Origin of the sequence: Robertmurraya korlensis, assembly GCF_023715225.1 — a bacterium.
Taxonomy (GTDB): Bacteria; Bacillota; Bacilli; order Bacillales; family Cytobacillaceae; genus Robertmurraya_A.
Window position 1 is genome coordinate 749,311 of sequence record NZ_JAMBNS010000001.1, and the last position, 15,048, is coordinate 764,358.

Consider the following 15,048-nt stretch of genomic DNA (forward strand, 5'->3'; position numbering starts at 1 on the left):
TCAAATACAAAATCAAAAGATACATCAAATACAGCTAAGAGAGACCATGCTAGAAAACAAAGCTCCTATTCCTATCGATTTTATCTCCCAACCTTTTCAAATCGTTTCCATAGGAGATTCGTTAACACAGGGTGTGGGGGATAGTACAAACCGTGGAGGTTATGTGCCTTACCTTAAGGAGTATCTAGAAAAGGAGAAGGGGATAACAGAAGCAGAAATCATGAACTACGGTGTAAAAGGCAATCGAACATCCCAGCTGATTAGCAAACTAAAGACAGATGAAGTCAAGGATTCCTTAACAAAAGCTGATATGGTGCTTATCACCATTGGTGGAAATGATGTGATGAAAGTAGTAAGAGAAAATTTTTCTACTTTAGAGCTGAAGTTGTTTGAAACGGAGAAACAGCAATTCGAAAAAAATCTTCGTACCATAATAGAAATGATTCGTGAAGTGAATCCTTCAGGTACGATTGTCTTGATCGGATTGTATAATCCTTTTTACGAGTGGTTTCCCGATGTAGAAGAGATGGATATCATTATGAAAAATTGGAATTTGACGAGTCGGACGATATTAACCGACTATGAGCGGGCTTATTTTGTCGATATAGCTGATATATTTCAGGAAAGTGAAGAGAATCTTTTATATACAGATTATTTTCATCCTAATGATTTAGGTTACGAAAAAATTGCTGTGAGAATTTACGAAACTCTTGCATTAGGAATATTGACGGAACAATATGAGTTGAAATCGACTGCCAGAAATGAGGCAAACATTGATGAATAGTTGGAAAAAACTTTTTATTGCTTTGATCATGCTTAATATCATCGTTGTAGTTGGAGTGATTTTTTTAATCTTCCTACCTACAAAGGATGAAGAGATAGCTCTAAATGATATTAATCAAGATGATTATGTTCAATTTCATGTTCAATCAAACAAAGCCGATCTAAACAGATTGATCAATCATTATATTAAAGAACAAGGGCTTAATGAGAGAATTAAATACAACGTCACGTTGACTGATCAGGTAGAATTATATGGGACAATGAAGGTGTTTACTCAAGACGTGGAATTAAAACTTACCTTTGAACCAGAGTCTTTAGATAATGGTGATTTGATTCTCAGGCAGAAGACCATATCGATCGGGCATCTACAATTGCCCGTTCCAGTCGTCCTAAAATTCATTCGAGATAGTTATGATATACCTTCATGGATTACGATTCGACCGAATGATGAAGAGATGTACGTAAACCTTCATGATCTAAAACTGAAGAGCGATACAAAGGTAAGAGTAAATACTTTTGATTTAAAACGAGATAATATAGTGTTTACTCTTCTTGTTCCAATAAAATAGGTGGCGATATAGCCACCTATTTTATTCTCTCTCCGTTAAGATAATAGGTTCAATGGATGGTTCACCATTACTTAGCCCTACCGCTACAAGTGTGTACACTTGATTTCTTTGGAATGAAAGAGATGGTAACGGAAGAAGGACATCCTTTGTTCCTGTCGATCTTATTTCAAGATCGACGGTTAATGGAGACAGGGCTAGATAATCACTAGAGCGTCTGAACTCAATATTACGGAAAACTACATCACCGTTCTTTACGGCTACATCAACTGGTTGAGTATCAGGTGAGAGATGTACAAATCGGACTTTCGTTTCACCAGAAGGGATACTAGGGTTATCGTCAATCACTACAAGCTTAATCTTCTCAACCACATCAGCAGCGGCAAGTGTATATTGCTTCCCAGCCTCAACCGTTACCTTTCTACTTAGAACGGTTGATACCATGTCTCCTGCAGGGTATATGTCTACTTGATATTTTCCAGCAGGTAAAGATAAGTAATTACTAGTTTCTTTAAATGAAAAATCTCGTAAAATTCGATTTCCATTTATATATACATCTACCTTTGGTGCATCAGGTGAAGCATGTAGGACGCGAATTCTAGCGGGTGAATTGCTTTGATAATAATTTGCGACGGATTGGGCTCTTAGGGTACTCATTGCTTTAGTCATAGACCTGATGTGTTTTTGGTAATAGTGAATATGCATGGATGGATCTAAGTATTTATAATATTGTGCTAGTAAATCATACATAGCTGCTTTATGCATATAGTCATCATGGTTTCTATAATCTGACAAACCCCTCACTCCTTTAAGGATATTCAGTGTAACATATGCTTTGAAGATAGAAGAGGTGCCTATGTTTGTTTTATTGGTTTACAAATTCCTGAATATGGATTATAATACAAATATTATATAAAAGGTGGTGTTGTGTGATGATGAAATCAAGCATTGTTTATAGTGTTTCTTGTCAATTTCACACAGCCCAATCAGTGACTAGATAATGGTCGTTTATCTATTCCTATTCGTACGGTAAAAACCATGGGCTGTGTATGCCTATGGTTTTTTTAATATGTACTTTAGGAGGATAAAAGTTGAATTTACAAACAATCGGATATAATCAATTTTTTGAACAGGAATTTTCTGCTTTTGATACTAATCAAGTGATTGTAGGGAGAATTGCATTAGAACATAAGCATATGTATCGTGTGTTAACGGAGCATGGAGAATTGCTTTGTGAGATTTCAGGTAAATTTGTCTTTCAAGCTGAAAAAAGAGAGGATTTTCCTGCAGTTGGTGACTGGGTGGTTATTAAGCCTAGTGTTGATGAAGGAAAGGGAATAATCCAAGCCATTCTTCCGAGACAAAGCAAATTTTCACGAAAGACAGCAGGAAATGTAACGGAAGAACAAATTGTCGCTACGAATGTGGATACCGTTTTCTTGGTTAACTCTCTAAATGATGATTTAAACTTACGCAGAATGGAAAGATACTTGCTTTTAGCTTGGGAAAGTGGTGCAAGTCCGGTCATTGTTCTAACGAAAGCAGATTTATGCTCGGATGTTCAAGAGAAGGTAAAGCTAGTGGAAAGTGTTGCTCTAGGTGTACCAATTGTTGTGATAAGTGCGGTAACAGGTATCGGCTTTGAAAAACTAGAGATCCATTTGTTGCCAGGTAAAACGGTGGCTCTCTTAGGGTCGTCAGGAGTCGGTAAATCAACACTCACCAATTATTTATTTGGCGCAGAAAAGCAAAAAATTCAAAGTATAAGAGATGCTGATGATAAAGGACGTCATACAACAACCCATAGAGAACTTGTTGTTTTACCGAACGGATCATTATTAATAGATACACCGGGTATGAGAGAAATCCAGCTTTGGGAAGGAGAAGCTGGAATGGCTGAAAGCTTCTCTGATATTCATGAGCTTAGGAATCATTGCAAATTTAGAGACTGCAAGCATGAAGATGAGCCTGGTTGTGCAGTTGTCGCTTCTATCGAAGAAGGAGTAATGGATTTGGGGCGCTTACAAAGCTTTAAGAAGCTGGAAAAAGAACTGGCTTATCTGGATCGAAAGCTAGATAAAAGAGCTCAATCAGATGAAAAGAAAAAGTGGAAAAAGATTAATAAACAAATAAAACAAAAACGGTGATTCTTCCAAAAACCTCTTTTTATAAGGGGTTTTTTACTGTATGTAAGCTCCTTGTTTGCATTGAAAGTCTTAATGAAATACTCTATATATGTATGAGTTATTTGAAAAGAGGTGCCTTATGGAGAGACTTGCAACATTTGCTGGTGGATGCTTTTGGTGTATGGTAAAGCCGTTTGATGAACAGCCAGGGATTATTTCTGTCATCAGTGGCTATACAGGGGGACATAAGGAAAACCCTACTTATGAAGAAGTGTGCCGAGAAACAACGGGGCATTACGAGGCAGTACAAATTACGTATGATCCTGAAATATTTTCTTATGAAAAGCTTTTAAGCGTATACTGGCAACAAATTGATCCAACCGATCCTGGTGGCCAGTTTTATGACCGAGGGCAATCGTATGAAACGGCAATCTTTTATCATGACGAAGAACAAAGAGTATTAGCTGAACAATCTAAGTTAGAATTAGCGCAAAGTGGTCGTTTTTCAAGGCCTATCGCAACAAAAATTTTACCGGCAAAAGAGTTTTATGCCGCTGAAGATTATCATCAGCAATTTTATAAGAAGAACCCCGTACGATATGGAAGATATTCTGAGGGGTCTGGGCGTGCTGCCTTTATTAAGAAAGCTTGGGGGGATGACCAGTGACAAAGGATGGAGATTTGAAAGAAAGATTAACACCTATGCAATATGAAGTAACCCAAAGAAATGGGACGGAGCCGCCGTTTCGAAATGAATACTGGGATCAGTTTGGTGACGGTATTTATGTAGATATTGTTTCAGGTAAGCCACTCTTTAGTTCGAAGGATAAATATGACGCGGGATGTGGATGGCCGAGTTTTACAAAGCCTATCGACGAGGAAGAAATTATTGAAAAAACGGATCGCAGTCATTTTATGATTCGTACAGAAGTTCGTAGTAAATCTGCAGATTCTCATCTTGGGCATGTGTTTGATGATGGACCAGGGCCATCGAAGCTAAGGTACTGTATCAACTCAGCAGCACTTCAATTTATTCCCGTTGAGGAGCTAGATGAAAAGGGATACGGTAAGTACAAAGCTTTATTTTCATAAATCAAAAGGTAAAAGCCATATGCGGCTTTTACCTTTCTTTTTGAGCTTCTATTAATGTTGTTTTTTTCGAGGTCATGCCACCAGAAAGGATAAATTTCATCGCATCTTCCGGTTTCACATCGATAAATTCAACATCCTCTTTCTTGATTAAAAAGGTGAATCCAGCAACTTGAAAGGTTTGTGGGACATACACAGCGATAAAATCGCTTAACGGTTCGTAAAAAACTTGAAGATCCTCTGCTGTCACAAACCCAAGGCTCTTCATATTTGTACCAGGAACGGTTACAAGTGCCACCTTCGAGAAGGATTTTTTTTCACCTAAGAAGGAATGGACAGTATCTTTTATAACCGAATAAACAGTTTTCACGAAAGGAATTTTCTCTAATAACCTGTCAATGATTCGAAAGATAGTACCTGTTACAAACTTCGTAGACAAATAACCTAAAATGGTAATTAATACTAAGGTTGCCAAAATTCCGATACCTGGAACATATGACTCTTTAAAGTACTGCTTTAGGAATCCACCTAATAGTCCGTCTAAAAACATGAAGGTTTTATATGTTACATAAATCACGAGGATAATTGGTACGATTGTTAAAATACCATTCACAAAGCTCTTTAATATACTTTTCATTTTATTTAACTCCTAACCTCTTAATATAAAAACATTACAATGTTTAATCGCTTTTGACAAGAGATACACTGACCGCCTAAACTTTTTCGAGAAAAATGGGCATATACACATACGGGACAAGAACCTACTACATATCGTGGATAGTGTAAAAGGAAAGCTTAATTAGGAGGTATAAACTTATGCATTACGGACATGGATGTGACCCTTGTTACCCTGGTTACGGGTACCCTGCAGCAGTTGGACCAGTTGGATGTGGATATGGTGGCGGTTTTGCATTAATCGTTGTCCTTTTCATTCTACTCATCATCATCGGTGCGAGCTTCTACGGAAAAGGATGCTAATATAAACAAAAGCTCGAGCGATAGTTGCTCGAGCTTTTGTTTATATATCTATTAAAAATACGAACATTATTTTTATCCATTTTAAAAATGTTCGTATTTATTGTTGACTGAATAATCTATATTTGGTATATTTACACATGGTTAATGAAAATACGAATATAGATAGTAGCCTCGGAGGGAATACCTTGAAAACAAATTATGATGTTATCGTTGTTGGAGCAGGTCCAGCTGGGATTTTTACATGTTATGAACTTACATTGAAAATGCCGGAAGCATCCATTTTACTTATTGATAAAGGTCACGACATATATAAAAGAAACTGTCCGATTTTACAAAAAAAAATTGATAAATGTCCACCAGCTGCTGGTAGGAAGGAATTTGCTGGGTGTCTACCTGCCTGTTCCATTACCAATGGATTTGGAGGAGCTGGGGCATACTCAGATGGAAAGTTTAATATAACAAGTGAATTTGGTGGCTGGATGACGGATTATTTACCAGATTCACAGGTTGTTGATTTAATAAATTATGTGGACCGGATCAACCTCGACCATGGAGCAACAGAAAGTATCACTGACCCTTTAACTGATAAAGTTAGAGATATCGAGAGACGTGGATATGCTGCTGGTTTAAAGCTTCTACGTGCTCAAGTAAGACACTTAGGGACAGAACAAAATCTACAAATTCTTCAAAGCATTTACGAATACTTAAAAACAAAGATTGATATGGTCTACAAGGCAGAAGTTGAGGATTTAATTACTGAAAAAACGCCAGATGGTCATAAGGTAACTGGAATTAAATTAAAGTCTGGTGAGAGCTTATCTGCCGAAAAAGTAGTGGTTGCTCCAGGACGTGACGGTTCAGTATGGCTGGCTAAGTTGCTAAAATCAAGACGTTTAAAAATGATTAATAACCAAGTCGATATTGGTGTTCGTGTAGAAACATCAAATATTGTCATGGAAGAAATTAATGAGCATCTGTATGAAGGGAAATTTACGTTTAATACTTCGGTTGGTACGCGAGTAAGAACATTCTGTAGCAATCCTTCAGGACATGTTGTTGTTGAGAATCACTCTGGAATCATGTTAGCGAACGGTCATGCATACAAGGACCCGAAATTAGGTAGTCCAAATACGAACTTTGCTCTACTAGTATCTCATACATTCTCAGATCCTTTTGATAAGCCAAATGAGTACGCACACGAGATTTCTAGACTAGCCAATAGTTTATCTAACGGTGGATTAATTGTGCAAAAGTACGGAGATATTTTAAAAGGACGTCGTTCCACTGAAAAGCGTATTAAAGAGGGCTTTTTAGAGCCAACACTTAAAGAAGCGGTACCGGGAGATCTAGGGTTAGTGCTTCCATATAATACTCTGAAGAGTTTAATTGAAATGACAGAAGCGCTAAATCATGTATCGCCAGGACTTGCATCTGAGCACACATTATTCTACGGTGTGGAAGCGAAGTTTTACTCTGCACGTCCAAAGCTAAATGATCGTTTTGAAACGGAAATTAGCGGGCTTTATGTTGGTGGAGACGGAGCAGGGATCACTCGTGGACTGGCTCAAGCTAGTGCGTGTGGCGTTTGGATTGCTAGAGATATCGTTGCGAAATCAACTAAACAAACAAACACTGAACCAGTTTTGGTATAATAAGAAGAACCTGTCAATTCATGGCAGGTTCTATTTATCTATCAGAAAAGGGGAAGGATTCAATGGGGATTGTTCCACCACGTTTACAACCAGGTGATGAAGTTCGAGTCATTTCGCCTTCTAGAAGCATGGCAATTATTAAGGAAAAACAAGTTGAAATTGCTCGAAATCGACTAGAAGCATTAGGGTTTCATGTGACGTTTGGGAAACATGTACATACTCACGACGAGTTTTTTAGTACGTCAATTAAAGAGCGGATTGAAGATTTGCATGACGCATTTTTGGACCCTAATGTAAAAGGGGTATTTACAGCAATCGGCGGATATAACGCCAATCAACTGCTCAAATATATCGATTTTGATATCATTAAAAACAACCCTAAAGTATTTATTGGCTATAGTGATATTACCGCATTAAACCTTTCTATTTATCAAAAGACTGGATTGATCACTTACTCTGGTCCACATTTTTCTACTTTTGGGATGAAACATGGCTTGGAGTACACGATGACTTCCTTTATTGAAGCAATCACCAATGATGCACCATATGAAATTGTACCCTCCGAATTTTGGAGTGATGATCCTTGGTATTTAGACCAAGAAGATCGTACTTTCCATGAACAAAAGGATTATCTTATCCTTCAGGAAGGAAGGGCAGAGGGAACCATTATAGGGGGGAATCTGTGTACAATGAATCTTCTTCAAGGAACTGAGTTTATGCCGTCGCTAAAAGGGAGTGTCCTGTTTATTGAAGATGATGACGAATCACATGCACTCACCTTCGACAGGGACCTGCAATCTCTCCTTCACCTCCCAGATGCCTATGATATTCAAGCGATAGTGATTGGAAGATTTCAAAAGGATTCCCAAGTAACCGAAGAAGCTTTAAGGAAAATCATTTCATCTAAAAGAGAGCTTTCACATATACCGATTATAGCAAACGTGAACTTTGGACATGTTAGTCCAATTGCGACACTTCCCATCGGTGGAAAAGCAACCATTGAAGCGAAACAAGGTAGCTGCTTTATTCAGATTGAACAATCATAAGAATGGGCTAACGGTCTTCATATGCGCGATGAAGACCGTTAGTCTTTAAAAAATCAGAAGAAACGACCTTCATAAGACGGATGAAGACCGTTAGCCCTTAAAAAATCAGAGGAAACGTCCTTCATAAGTGCGATGAAGACCGTTAGCCCTTATGAAACCAGAAGAAACGTCCTTCATATGCCTCTTTTTTTGAAAAAGACATCTGTACCTTATCAGGGAAACTTTTTCAGCCCCCTACATTTTATTAGAACTCCATAAATAATTTTGAAAAGCAATAAATAGAAAGATTTCCCCTTCTTACTCATACAATCTTATAAAGCATTGCTTACGCTGGTATGAAACGGGGGAGTCAATTGGAGCATTCATATTTAATTAAACCGTTGCTTGATGCGGTCTATCCAACAATAGATTATGGGAAAGGCATTTATTTATATGACAAGGAAGGGAAGAAGTATATCGATGCTTCATCCGGTGCGGTAACAGCAAATATCGGTCACGGTGTAACTGATATTATCGATGCGATGGTTCAACAAGCAAAGCGGGTGTCCTTTGTCTACCGATCGCAGTTTACTAGTGAAGCAGCGGAAGCACTTGCTGAAAAAATAGCAGAACAATGTGTTGGGTCTTTGAACTGGAGTTTTTTTGTAAATAGTGGCTCAGAAGCTACAGAGACTGCTATGAAAATAGCGATACAGTATTGGCAGGAAAAAGGAGTTAAAACCAAAAATAAAGTCCTTTCTCGCTGGGTTAGCTATCATGGTATCACGCTTGGTGCGTTATCAATGTCAGGTCATACGTTAAGGAGAGCAAGGTTTGTGCCTCTACTTGAGGATTTTCCCTCTATACATCCTCCTTATTGTTACCGATGTCCATATAATTTAGAGCCCACCTCCTGTAAGTTTGCCTGTGCCACTGAACTGGAAAATGTGATTGAAAAAATAGGAGCAGACCAAATTGCTGCTTTTATTGCAGAGCCAGTGATTGGGGCAGCAGGTGGGGCCATCTCACCACCTGAAGGATATTACAAAGTAATAAAAGAAATATGTGAACATCATCAAATTCTGTTTATTGCAGATGAAGTCATGACTGGATTTGGACGGACAGGCAAAATGCTAGCTAGTGAGCATTGGGGAATCGAACCTGATATAGTGGCACTCGGTAAAGGAATGGGAGCAGGTTATGCACCAATTGCTGCTGCTTTGGTCAGTGACAAAGTGATGGAACCAATCTTAATTGGAACCAAAAGTATAATGAGTGGTCACACCCTAAGTGCTAATCCGCAGTCATGTGCGGTTGCGCTAGCGGTCATGGAATATTTACAAAATAATAGAATTATAGAGCAGGTTGAATTTAAGGGATTTTATCTGTTTCATCATCTGCAAGAACTAAAACGAGAATTCTCATTTATTGGAGATATTCGAGGAAAAGGATTGTTAATCGGGATTGAATTTGTTCAATCAGTTGAGGATAAAGAGCCTTTTCCAAGAGAAGATCAAGTTACAAATAAAATGATTCAGCTTGGGGCCAACAATGGCTTACTGCTTTACCCTTCAGCTGCTGGACTTGACGGAATTCATGGTGATGCCATCATCCTTGCTCCCCCACTAACGATTTCCAAGGGTGAGATTGACGAATTAATCATTCTTCTGCGTAAAACCTTCCTAGACTTTTCCAATGAAAGGTTAGAGGGGGGAGATAAATCATGAAAAATCAATTCAATAAAATTACGACGGTAGAAAAAGTATTAGATTTATTTCATGACGGTGGAACCATCATGTTTGGTGGTTTTGGAGGGGTTGGTTCTCCGCCATCTATTATTGAAGGAATGGTCAATAAAGGGATTAAGGATTTAACCCTTATTGGGAACGATACTGGATTTCCACATATAGGGATTGGGAGGCTTGTGGCAAACGGACGGGTAAAAAAAGTCATTGCTTCTCATATTGGATCCAATCCTGTTGCAGGACAACTAATGACTGAGGGAATTCTTGAAGTCGAATTTTCACCTCAAGGAACGTTAGTAGAGCGAATTAGAGCGGGTGGCGTAGGCATTCCAGCTTTTCTAACAGATATAGGAATGGACAGTGAATTTGTGTCAACCAATAAAGAGAAAGTTGTAATTAAGGGAAAAAGTTATTTATTAGAGACAGCATTAAGTGCGCCAATATCGATTGTCTATGCGAAAAAGGCAGATGAATACGGCAACCTTATTTATGATAAAAGTGCAAGAAATACCAATCCTTTGGTAGCGATGGCTGGAGATATTACCATCGCAGAGGTGGAAGAAATCGTTGAAGTGGGTGAACTTCATCCCGATGAAATCGTCACGCCTGGAGTGTTTGTCAATTATATTGTACCGACGGAAGGGGTGAACTGGAAATGGGTATGGGAATAAGTATCCGTGATCAAATGGCAAGAAGAGCTGCGGCAGAAATAAAAGAAGGCATGGTGGTCAACTTAGGGATTGGCATTCCCTCGCTTGTTCCGAATCACCTACCATCTGAAATAAATGTCATGTTTCATGCGGAGAATGGAATTGTAGGGATGGGACCTTCACCAGAACATGGGCAAGAGGATGAAAACCTTTGTAATGCTGGAGGATACCCTGTTAGCTTAGTTAGTGGTGGTTCTTACTGTGATAGTGTCATTGCATTTGGAATGATACGTAGGGGAATCGTGGATATCACCATTTTAGGAGCATTGCAGGTAAGTGAAAAAGGGGATTTAGCGAACTGGATTGTTCCGGGTAAAAAAATACCTGGTATGGGCGGTGCGATGGAGCTTGCACAGAAAGCGAAAAAAGTAATCGTATTAATGAACCATACGGATAAAGCGGGAAATAGCAAAATTGTAAAAGAATGCTCATTTCCATTAACCTCACGGGCATGTGTGGATATGATTATTACGGATATGGCCGTCTTTCATGTGACTGATAAAGGATTAGTTTTAAGTGAGGTTTTTAAACCATATACATTGGAACAAGTTCGAGAGTCTACCGATTGCACATTTTTATGTAAGTAACACAATAGATAAAGGGGCGAAGAGGGATGGATGAGGAGCTTCGCAAAGTTAGAAAGTGGATAAAACGAAATCGCGTACATGCAACTAGACTTCTTCAAAAGCTAGTACAAGAGGGAAGTGTAAGGGGGAAGGAAGCGGCTGCTCAAGCAATCATTATTGAAAAATGTAGAGAACTAGGTCTTCAGCTCGATATTTGGGAGATTGGTGATAAGAACCTTATGAACCATCCTACTTACTGCTCGGATCGAAAGGATTATACTGGGAATCCGAATGTGGTTGGCCTTTTGAAGGGTACAGGAAATGGCAAATCAATAATTCTAAACGGTCATATTGATGTGGTACCAGAAAATAACTTGGCTGAGTGGAAGAATGACCCTTTTAGCGGCTTTATTGAAGAGGGAAGATTATATGGTCGTGGTTCCACAGACATGAAGGGAGGAACGGTTGCCCTACTTCTTGCGATGGAATCGATTATTGCAGCGGACATTCAGTTGAAAGGTGATATTATCTTCCAGAGTGTGATAGAAGAAGAAAGTGGAGGTGCGGGAACCTTGGCTGCCGTGCTAAGGGGATATCGGGCGGATGGAGCGATTATTCCTGAGCCTACCAACCTAAAAATCTTTCCAAAGCAGCAAGGCTCAATGTGGTTTCGTGTGACAGTTAAAGGACGCTCAGCACATGGTGGTACTAGATACGAAGGAGTAAATGCAATTGAAAAAGGAATATTGGTAATCAATCAATTAAATGAGCTAGAAAGGGTTCGGAATAGTAGAATTGTAGATCCATTGTATAAAAATATACCGATTCCCATCCCGATAAATATTGGAAAAATTCATAGCGGGGATTGGCCATCCTCCGTTCCAGATATTTGTATAATTGAGGGGAGAATTGGTGTAGCACCCGACGAAAAAATGTCTTCCGTTCAGGCTGAACTAGAACATTCATTGCAGGAGCTCGAAACGAAGGACAGTTGGTTTAAAGACTATCCAACTACGGTGGAATGGTTTGGTGGAAGGTGGATCCCAGGTGATTTAGAAATAGAACATCCGTTACTTACAACTCTAGAGTCATCGTTTCGAGAAGTTATGGGATCCAATCCTGTTATTGAAGCTTCCCCATGGGGGACAGATGGAGGAGTTCTATCAAAAATTGGAGATATTCCAGTGGTAATTTTCGGTCCAGGTGTAACTGAAGTCGCTCATGACGCGAATGAATATATTATTTTAGAAGATTTATTTACCAGTGCGGATATCATTGCTACTACCATCCTGAATTGGTGTGAAGTAAGTAGACGTGATTAGATAACTTGTATGGAAAAAATGGAGAAAGTCTGACCAAGTATTTGGTTGGGCTTTCCCTTTAGGAGGAGATATGTTGAATCAATTGCCAGCTTTTCGTACCGTTGAGACAAGTGGGATTCGATTCGAAGTTTACATGGACGTTTTTAATAAGCGTGTACGAGTGGATCATTATGTTGGGGACCCCTATCTTGTCATCCAAACCTCCGAAGAAATTGCAAAACAGGAACAAAGTGAAAAAATCATAATTAAAGGGAAACTTGAGGACTACAAAATATTTTTAGAAAAAGGATATCGGAATGAAGCCATCATAGATGGGTATTTTTTAGGATCAGATGGATATTTTTTTTGTAAATATCTTCTGCAGGACAGAGCTTGTACCGCTCATCTCCAAGTAGAAGAAGATATCATTGCTTCTGTTCAGCATCTAAAAAGGTCATCACAAGTGATTATGCCGCCAGCAGATTACAAGATTATGAAAGTAGGTGAGAAGAAAGCGGAAATGCTTTCTGATTTGTATCGAGAGGTATTTCAAATTTATCCTACTCCCCTACATGATCCCGAATATGTGAAGAAGACAATGAAAGAAGGAACCATCTACTATGCCTTTATGTTTCAAAACGAAATAATTAGTGCCGCATCTGCAGAAGTGAATCACATGTTTCGAAACGCAGAATTAACGGATTGTGCGACTAAGAAGGAACACCGGAAATTTGGATTAATGAAAATCCTTTTGAAAAAGCTTGAAGAAGATTTATATCAACATCAAATCTATTGTTCTTACTCTATAGCAAGGTCGCTCTCCTTTGGAATGAATGCCGTTCTCCACCAATTAGGCTATCAATACCGAGGACGGTTAACGAACAATTGTTACATTTTTGATAAGCTGGAAGACATGAATGTTTGGGTGAAAAATTTATCCACCTACCAAGCTGCCGAAAATTAATTTATAGTGACAGTTTTTCGGCACTTAGGCATATATATGCTTTAGGTGGGTGATGATGATGTTTGAGACAAGCAGTATTTCCATCGAAGTAGTAACGGAAATCTTAAAGGGCGTTGATGAGGGTATTCACGTTGTAGATCTAAACGGCAAGACGATTTTTTATAACGAAGTGGCCGCGCAGCACGATGGATTAACCGTGGGTGAAGTAATAGGGAAGCCGTTATTGGAAGTGTTTCCATCGTTAACAGAAGAAACGAGCACGTTATTAAGAGTATTAAAGTCTCGAAAAGAAATTGTGAATGTGGCTCAATCATATTCCAATATTCATGGAAAAAAGATTGAAACGATTAATTCAACGATTCCTATTTGTGTACATGGCGATTTTTTTGGCGCGATGGAAATAGCAAAGGATTATTCCAGCATTAAAAGATTGTCTGAACAATTATTAGATTTACAAAAGGAAAAACAAGAGATACATCCGAAGAAAAAAAGCAAAAGCATTGTTAAGTATACTTTAGATGATTTACTTACAGAAAATAATGAGTTCCTTCAAATAAAAAGAGAAGCATATAAGCTAGCAAAATCGCAATCATCAATATTAGTTTATGGCGAAAGTGGAACGGGGAAAGAATTATTTGTTCAAGGGATACACGACGCCTCTGTTCGAAGAGATGCCCCTTTTATTGTTCAAAATTGCGCTGCCATTCCAGAAACTTTACTCGAGAGCATTCTCTTTGGCACAGCAAAAGGGAGTTATACGGGAGCAGTTGATCGACCTGGATTGTTTGAGCTTGCGGATGGGGGGACTCTGTTTTTGGATGAGCTTCATGCCATGCCGATTGATTTGCAGGCTAAGCTATTACGTGTTCTTGAAGACGGAATGATTCGGCGTATTGGCTCTTCGAAAAGTATCCAGGTAGACGTTCGGGTAATTGCTGCAATGAATGTGCATCCGAGTAAAGCACTGGAAGAAAAGCTGATAAGAACGGACATCTTTTACCGGTTAAATGTATTAACGTTTGAGCTATTGCCGCTTAGAAAAAGACCAGAAGACATTGCATTTTTATCAATTAAATTTCTCGATCATTATAATCACGTTCTTCATAAAAAAATACAAGGTGTGTCTACTGAAGTGATGAACATTTTTCAATCCTATGATTGGCCAGGGAATGTTCGTGAACTCAAGCATACCATCGAATATATGATGAATGTTTGTGAAGAAACAAGTTTGGGTATAGAACATCTACCTGCCATGATGAAAGGAAATACCTCTGCTAAAAGGAAAGTCCTCAGTGGGTATTCTCTAAAGGGGCAAATCGAGGAGTTTGAAAAGAATATGATTTGTGAAGCTCTCGAGCAAACGAGTGGAAACATTAAGCAAGCTGCCAAACTGCTGCAAATTCCAAGACAAACCCTTCAATACAAAATTCAAAAGTACGAGCTGCAAGGTGCCGAGTAATCGGCACCTTTTTGTATGTAGAAGTGCATTATTCTCTTCTGTTTCATTAATTTTAATCTTGGCACAAAACTTGCATGGTTTATG

General features: G+C 38.7%; 16 protein-coding genes. 14 read left to right on the forward strand and 2 right to left on the reverse strand.

Annotated features, from left to right (window positions below; all coding sequences use genetic code 11):
• The first annotated feature begins 46 nt into the window (after nucleotides 1-46).
• Together M3175_RS04060 and M3175_RS04065 are read left to right on the forward strand one after the other, a co-directional pair.
• Complete coding sequence (locus tag M3175_RS04060; protein WP_251514991.1) at nucleotides 47-784, forward strand: SGNH/GDSL hydrolase family protein; 738 nt, start codon at nucleotides 47-49, stop codon at nucleotides 782-784.
• Nucleotides 777-1,352: a YpmS family protein gene (locus M3175_RS04065; protein WP_306663939.1), complete on the forward strand. Its 576-nt coding sequence runs from the start codon at nucleotides 777-779 to the stop codon at nucleotides 1,350-1,352. The genes M3175_RS04060 and M3175_RS04065 overlap by 8 nt, the downstream gene beginning before the upstream one ends.
• Nucleotides 1,353-1,373: 21 nt before the next feature.
• Here the strand turns inward: M3175_RS04065 and M3175_RS04070 are convergent, their stop codons facing one another.
• A complete protein-coding gene (locus M3175_RS04070; RefSeq protein WP_251515005.1) occupies nucleotides 1,374-2,144 on the reverse strand; it encodes a DUF4397 domain-containing protein in 771 nt (256 codons plus the stop codon).
• A 296-nt stretch (nucleotides 2,145-2,440) separates the two neighbouring features.
• On the opposite strand from M3175_RS04070, the gene rsgA reads away from it, so the two are divergent.
• The 3 genes from rsgA (at nucleotide 2,441) to msrB (ending at nucleotide 4,567) form a co-directional block, all read left to right on the forward strand.
• Complete coding sequence (gene rsgA / locus M3175_RS04075) at nucleotides 2,441-3,496, forward strand: ribosome small subunit-dependent GTPase A (protein WP_251515007.1); 1,056 nt, start codon at nucleotides 2,441-2,443, stop codon at nucleotides 3,494-3,496.
• Between the two features lie 118 nt (nucleotides 3,497-3,614).
• Entirely contained in the window at nucleotides 3,615-4,142 is a 528-nt protein-coding gene (gene msrA / locus M3175_RS04080) for a peptide-methionine (S)-S-oxide reductase MsrA (RefSeq protein ID WP_251515009.1), read from the forward strand.
• Between the two features lie 35 nt (nucleotides 4,143-4,177).
• Nucleotides 4,178-4,567, forward strand: a complete 390-nt coding sequence (msrB, locus tag M3175_RS04085) for a peptide-methionine (R)-S-oxide reductase MsrB (protein WP_251515311.1) — start codon at nucleotides 4,178-4,180, stop codon at nucleotides 4,565-4,567.
• 28 nt (nucleotides 4,568-4,595) lie between these two features.
• Here msrB and M3175_RS04090 read toward each other — a convergent pair whose 3' ends face one another.
• The gene (locus M3175_RS04090) at nucleotides 4,596-5,201 is read right to left on the reverse strand and encodes a DUF502 domain-containing protein (protein ID WP_251515010.1); all 606 of its coding nucleotides are present in this window, start codon (nucleotides 5,199-5,201) and stop codon (nucleotides 4,596-4,598) included.
• A 179-nt stretch (nucleotides 5,202-5,380) separates the two neighbouring features.
• Between M3175_RS04090 and M3175_RS04095 the strand changes: the two genes are divergently transcribed.
• From M3175_RS04095 to M3175_RS04135, 9 genes are all read left to right on the forward strand, one after another.
• A complete protein-coding gene (locus tag M3175_RS04095; protein WP_251515012.1) occupies nucleotides 5,381-5,542 on the forward strand; it encodes a YjcZ family sporulation protein in 162 nt (53 codons plus the stop codon).
• Between the two features lie 185 nt (nucleotides 5,543-5,727).
• A complete protein-coding gene (locus tag M3175_RS04100) occupies nucleotides 5,728-7,194 on the forward strand; it encodes an NAD(P)/FAD-dependent oxidoreductase (protein ID WP_251515013.1) in 1,467 nt (488 codons plus the stop codon).
• 68 nt (nucleotides 7,195-7,262) lie between these two features.
• Entirely contained in the window at nucleotides 7,263-8,240 is a 978-nt protein-coding gene (locus tag M3175_RS04105) for a S66 family peptidase (RefSeq protein ID WP_251515313.1), read from the forward strand.
• A gap of 353 nt (nucleotides 8,241-8,593) precedes the next feature.
• Nucleotides 8,594-9,946: an aspartate aminotransferase family protein gene (locus tag M3175_RS04110; RefSeq protein WP_251515015.1), complete on the forward strand. Its 1,353-nt coding sequence runs from the start codon at nucleotides 8,594-8,596 to the stop codon at nucleotides 9,944-9,946.
• Nucleotides 9,943-10,635 carry a CoA transferase subunit A gene (locus M3175_RS04115; protein ID WP_251515017.1) on the forward strand — a complete coding sequence of 231 codons (693 nt, stop codon included), beginning with the start codon at nucleotides 9,943-9,945 and terminating at the stop codon, nucleotides 10,633-10,635. The genes M3175_RS04110 and M3175_RS04115 overlap by 4 nt, the downstream gene beginning before the upstream one ends.
• Nucleotides 10,620-11,261 carry a 3-oxoacid CoA-transferase subunit B gene (locus M3175_RS04120; protein WP_251515019.1) on the forward strand — a complete coding sequence of 214 codons (642 nt, stop codon included), beginning with the start codon at nucleotides 10,620-10,622 and terminating at the stop codon, nucleotides 11,259-11,261. The genes M3175_RS04115 and M3175_RS04120 overlap by 16 nt, the downstream gene beginning before the upstream one ends.
• Before the next feature lie 26 nt (nucleotides 11,262-11,287).
• Entirely contained in the window at nucleotides 11,288-12,562 is a 1,275-nt protein-coding gene (locus M3175_RS04125) for a peptidase (RefSeq protein WP_251515022.1), read from the forward strand.
• Nucleotides 12,563-12,635: 73 nt separating this feature from the next.
• The gene (ablB, locus tag M3175_RS04130; RefSeq protein WP_371321651.1) at nucleotides 12,636-13,505 is read left to right on the forward strand and encodes a putative beta-lysine N-acetyltransferase; all 870 of its coding nucleotides are present in this window, start codon (nucleotides 12,636-12,638) and stop codon (nucleotides 13,503-13,505) included.
• 58 nt (nucleotides 13,506-13,563) lie between these two features.
• The gene (locus M3175_RS04135) at nucleotides 13,564-14,964 is read left to right on the forward strand and encodes a sigma-54 interaction domain-containing protein (protein ID WP_251515318.1); all 1,401 of its coding nucleotides are present in this window, start codon (nucleotides 13,564-13,566) and stop codon (nucleotides 14,962-14,964) included.
• Nucleotides 14,965-15,048: the final 84 nt, after the last annotated feature.

Excerpts from the sequence above, each read along its gene's own strand:
- M3175_RS04125 (WP_251515022.1), top strand. The coding sequence starts at position 11,288 with ATGGATGAGGAGCTTCGCAAAGTTAGAAAGTGGATAAAACGAAATCGC.
- M3175_RS04060 (WP_251514991.1), top strand. The coding sequence starts at position 47 with ATGCTAGAAAACAAAGCTCCTATTCCTATCGATTTTATCTCCCAACCT.
- M3175_RS04065 (WP_306663939.1), top strand. The coding sequence starts at position 777 with ATGAATAGTTGGAAAAAACTTTTTATTGCTTTGATCATGCTTAATATC.
- M3175_RS04090 (WP_251515010.1), bottom strand. The coding sequence starts at position 5,201 with ATGAAAAGTATATTAAAGAGCTTTGTGAATGGTATTTTAACAATCGTA.
- msrB (WP_251515311.1), top strand. The coding sequence starts at position 4,178 with ATGCAATATGAAGTAACCCAAAGAAATGGGACGGAGCCGCCGTTTCGA.
- M3175_RS04120 (WP_251515019.1), top strand. The coding sequence starts at position 10,620 with ATGGGTATGGGAATAAGTATCCGTGATCAAATGGCAAGAAGAGCTGCG.
- M3175_RS04115 (WP_251515017.1), top strand. The coding sequence starts at position 9,943 with ATGAAAAATCAATTCAATAAAATTACGACGGTAGAAAAAGTATTAGAT.
- M3175_RS04135 (WP_251515318.1), top strand. The coding sequence starts at position 13,564 with ATGTTTGAGACAAGCAGTATTTCCATCGAAGTAGTAACGGAAATCTTA.
- M3175_RS04095 (WP_251515012.1), top strand. The coding sequence starts at position 5,381 with ATGCATTACGGACATGGATGTGACCCTTGTTACCCTGGTTACGGGTAC.
- msrA (WP_251515009.1), top strand. The coding sequence starts at position 3,615 with ATGGAGAGACTTGCAACATTTGCTGGTGGATGCTTTTGGTGTATGGTA.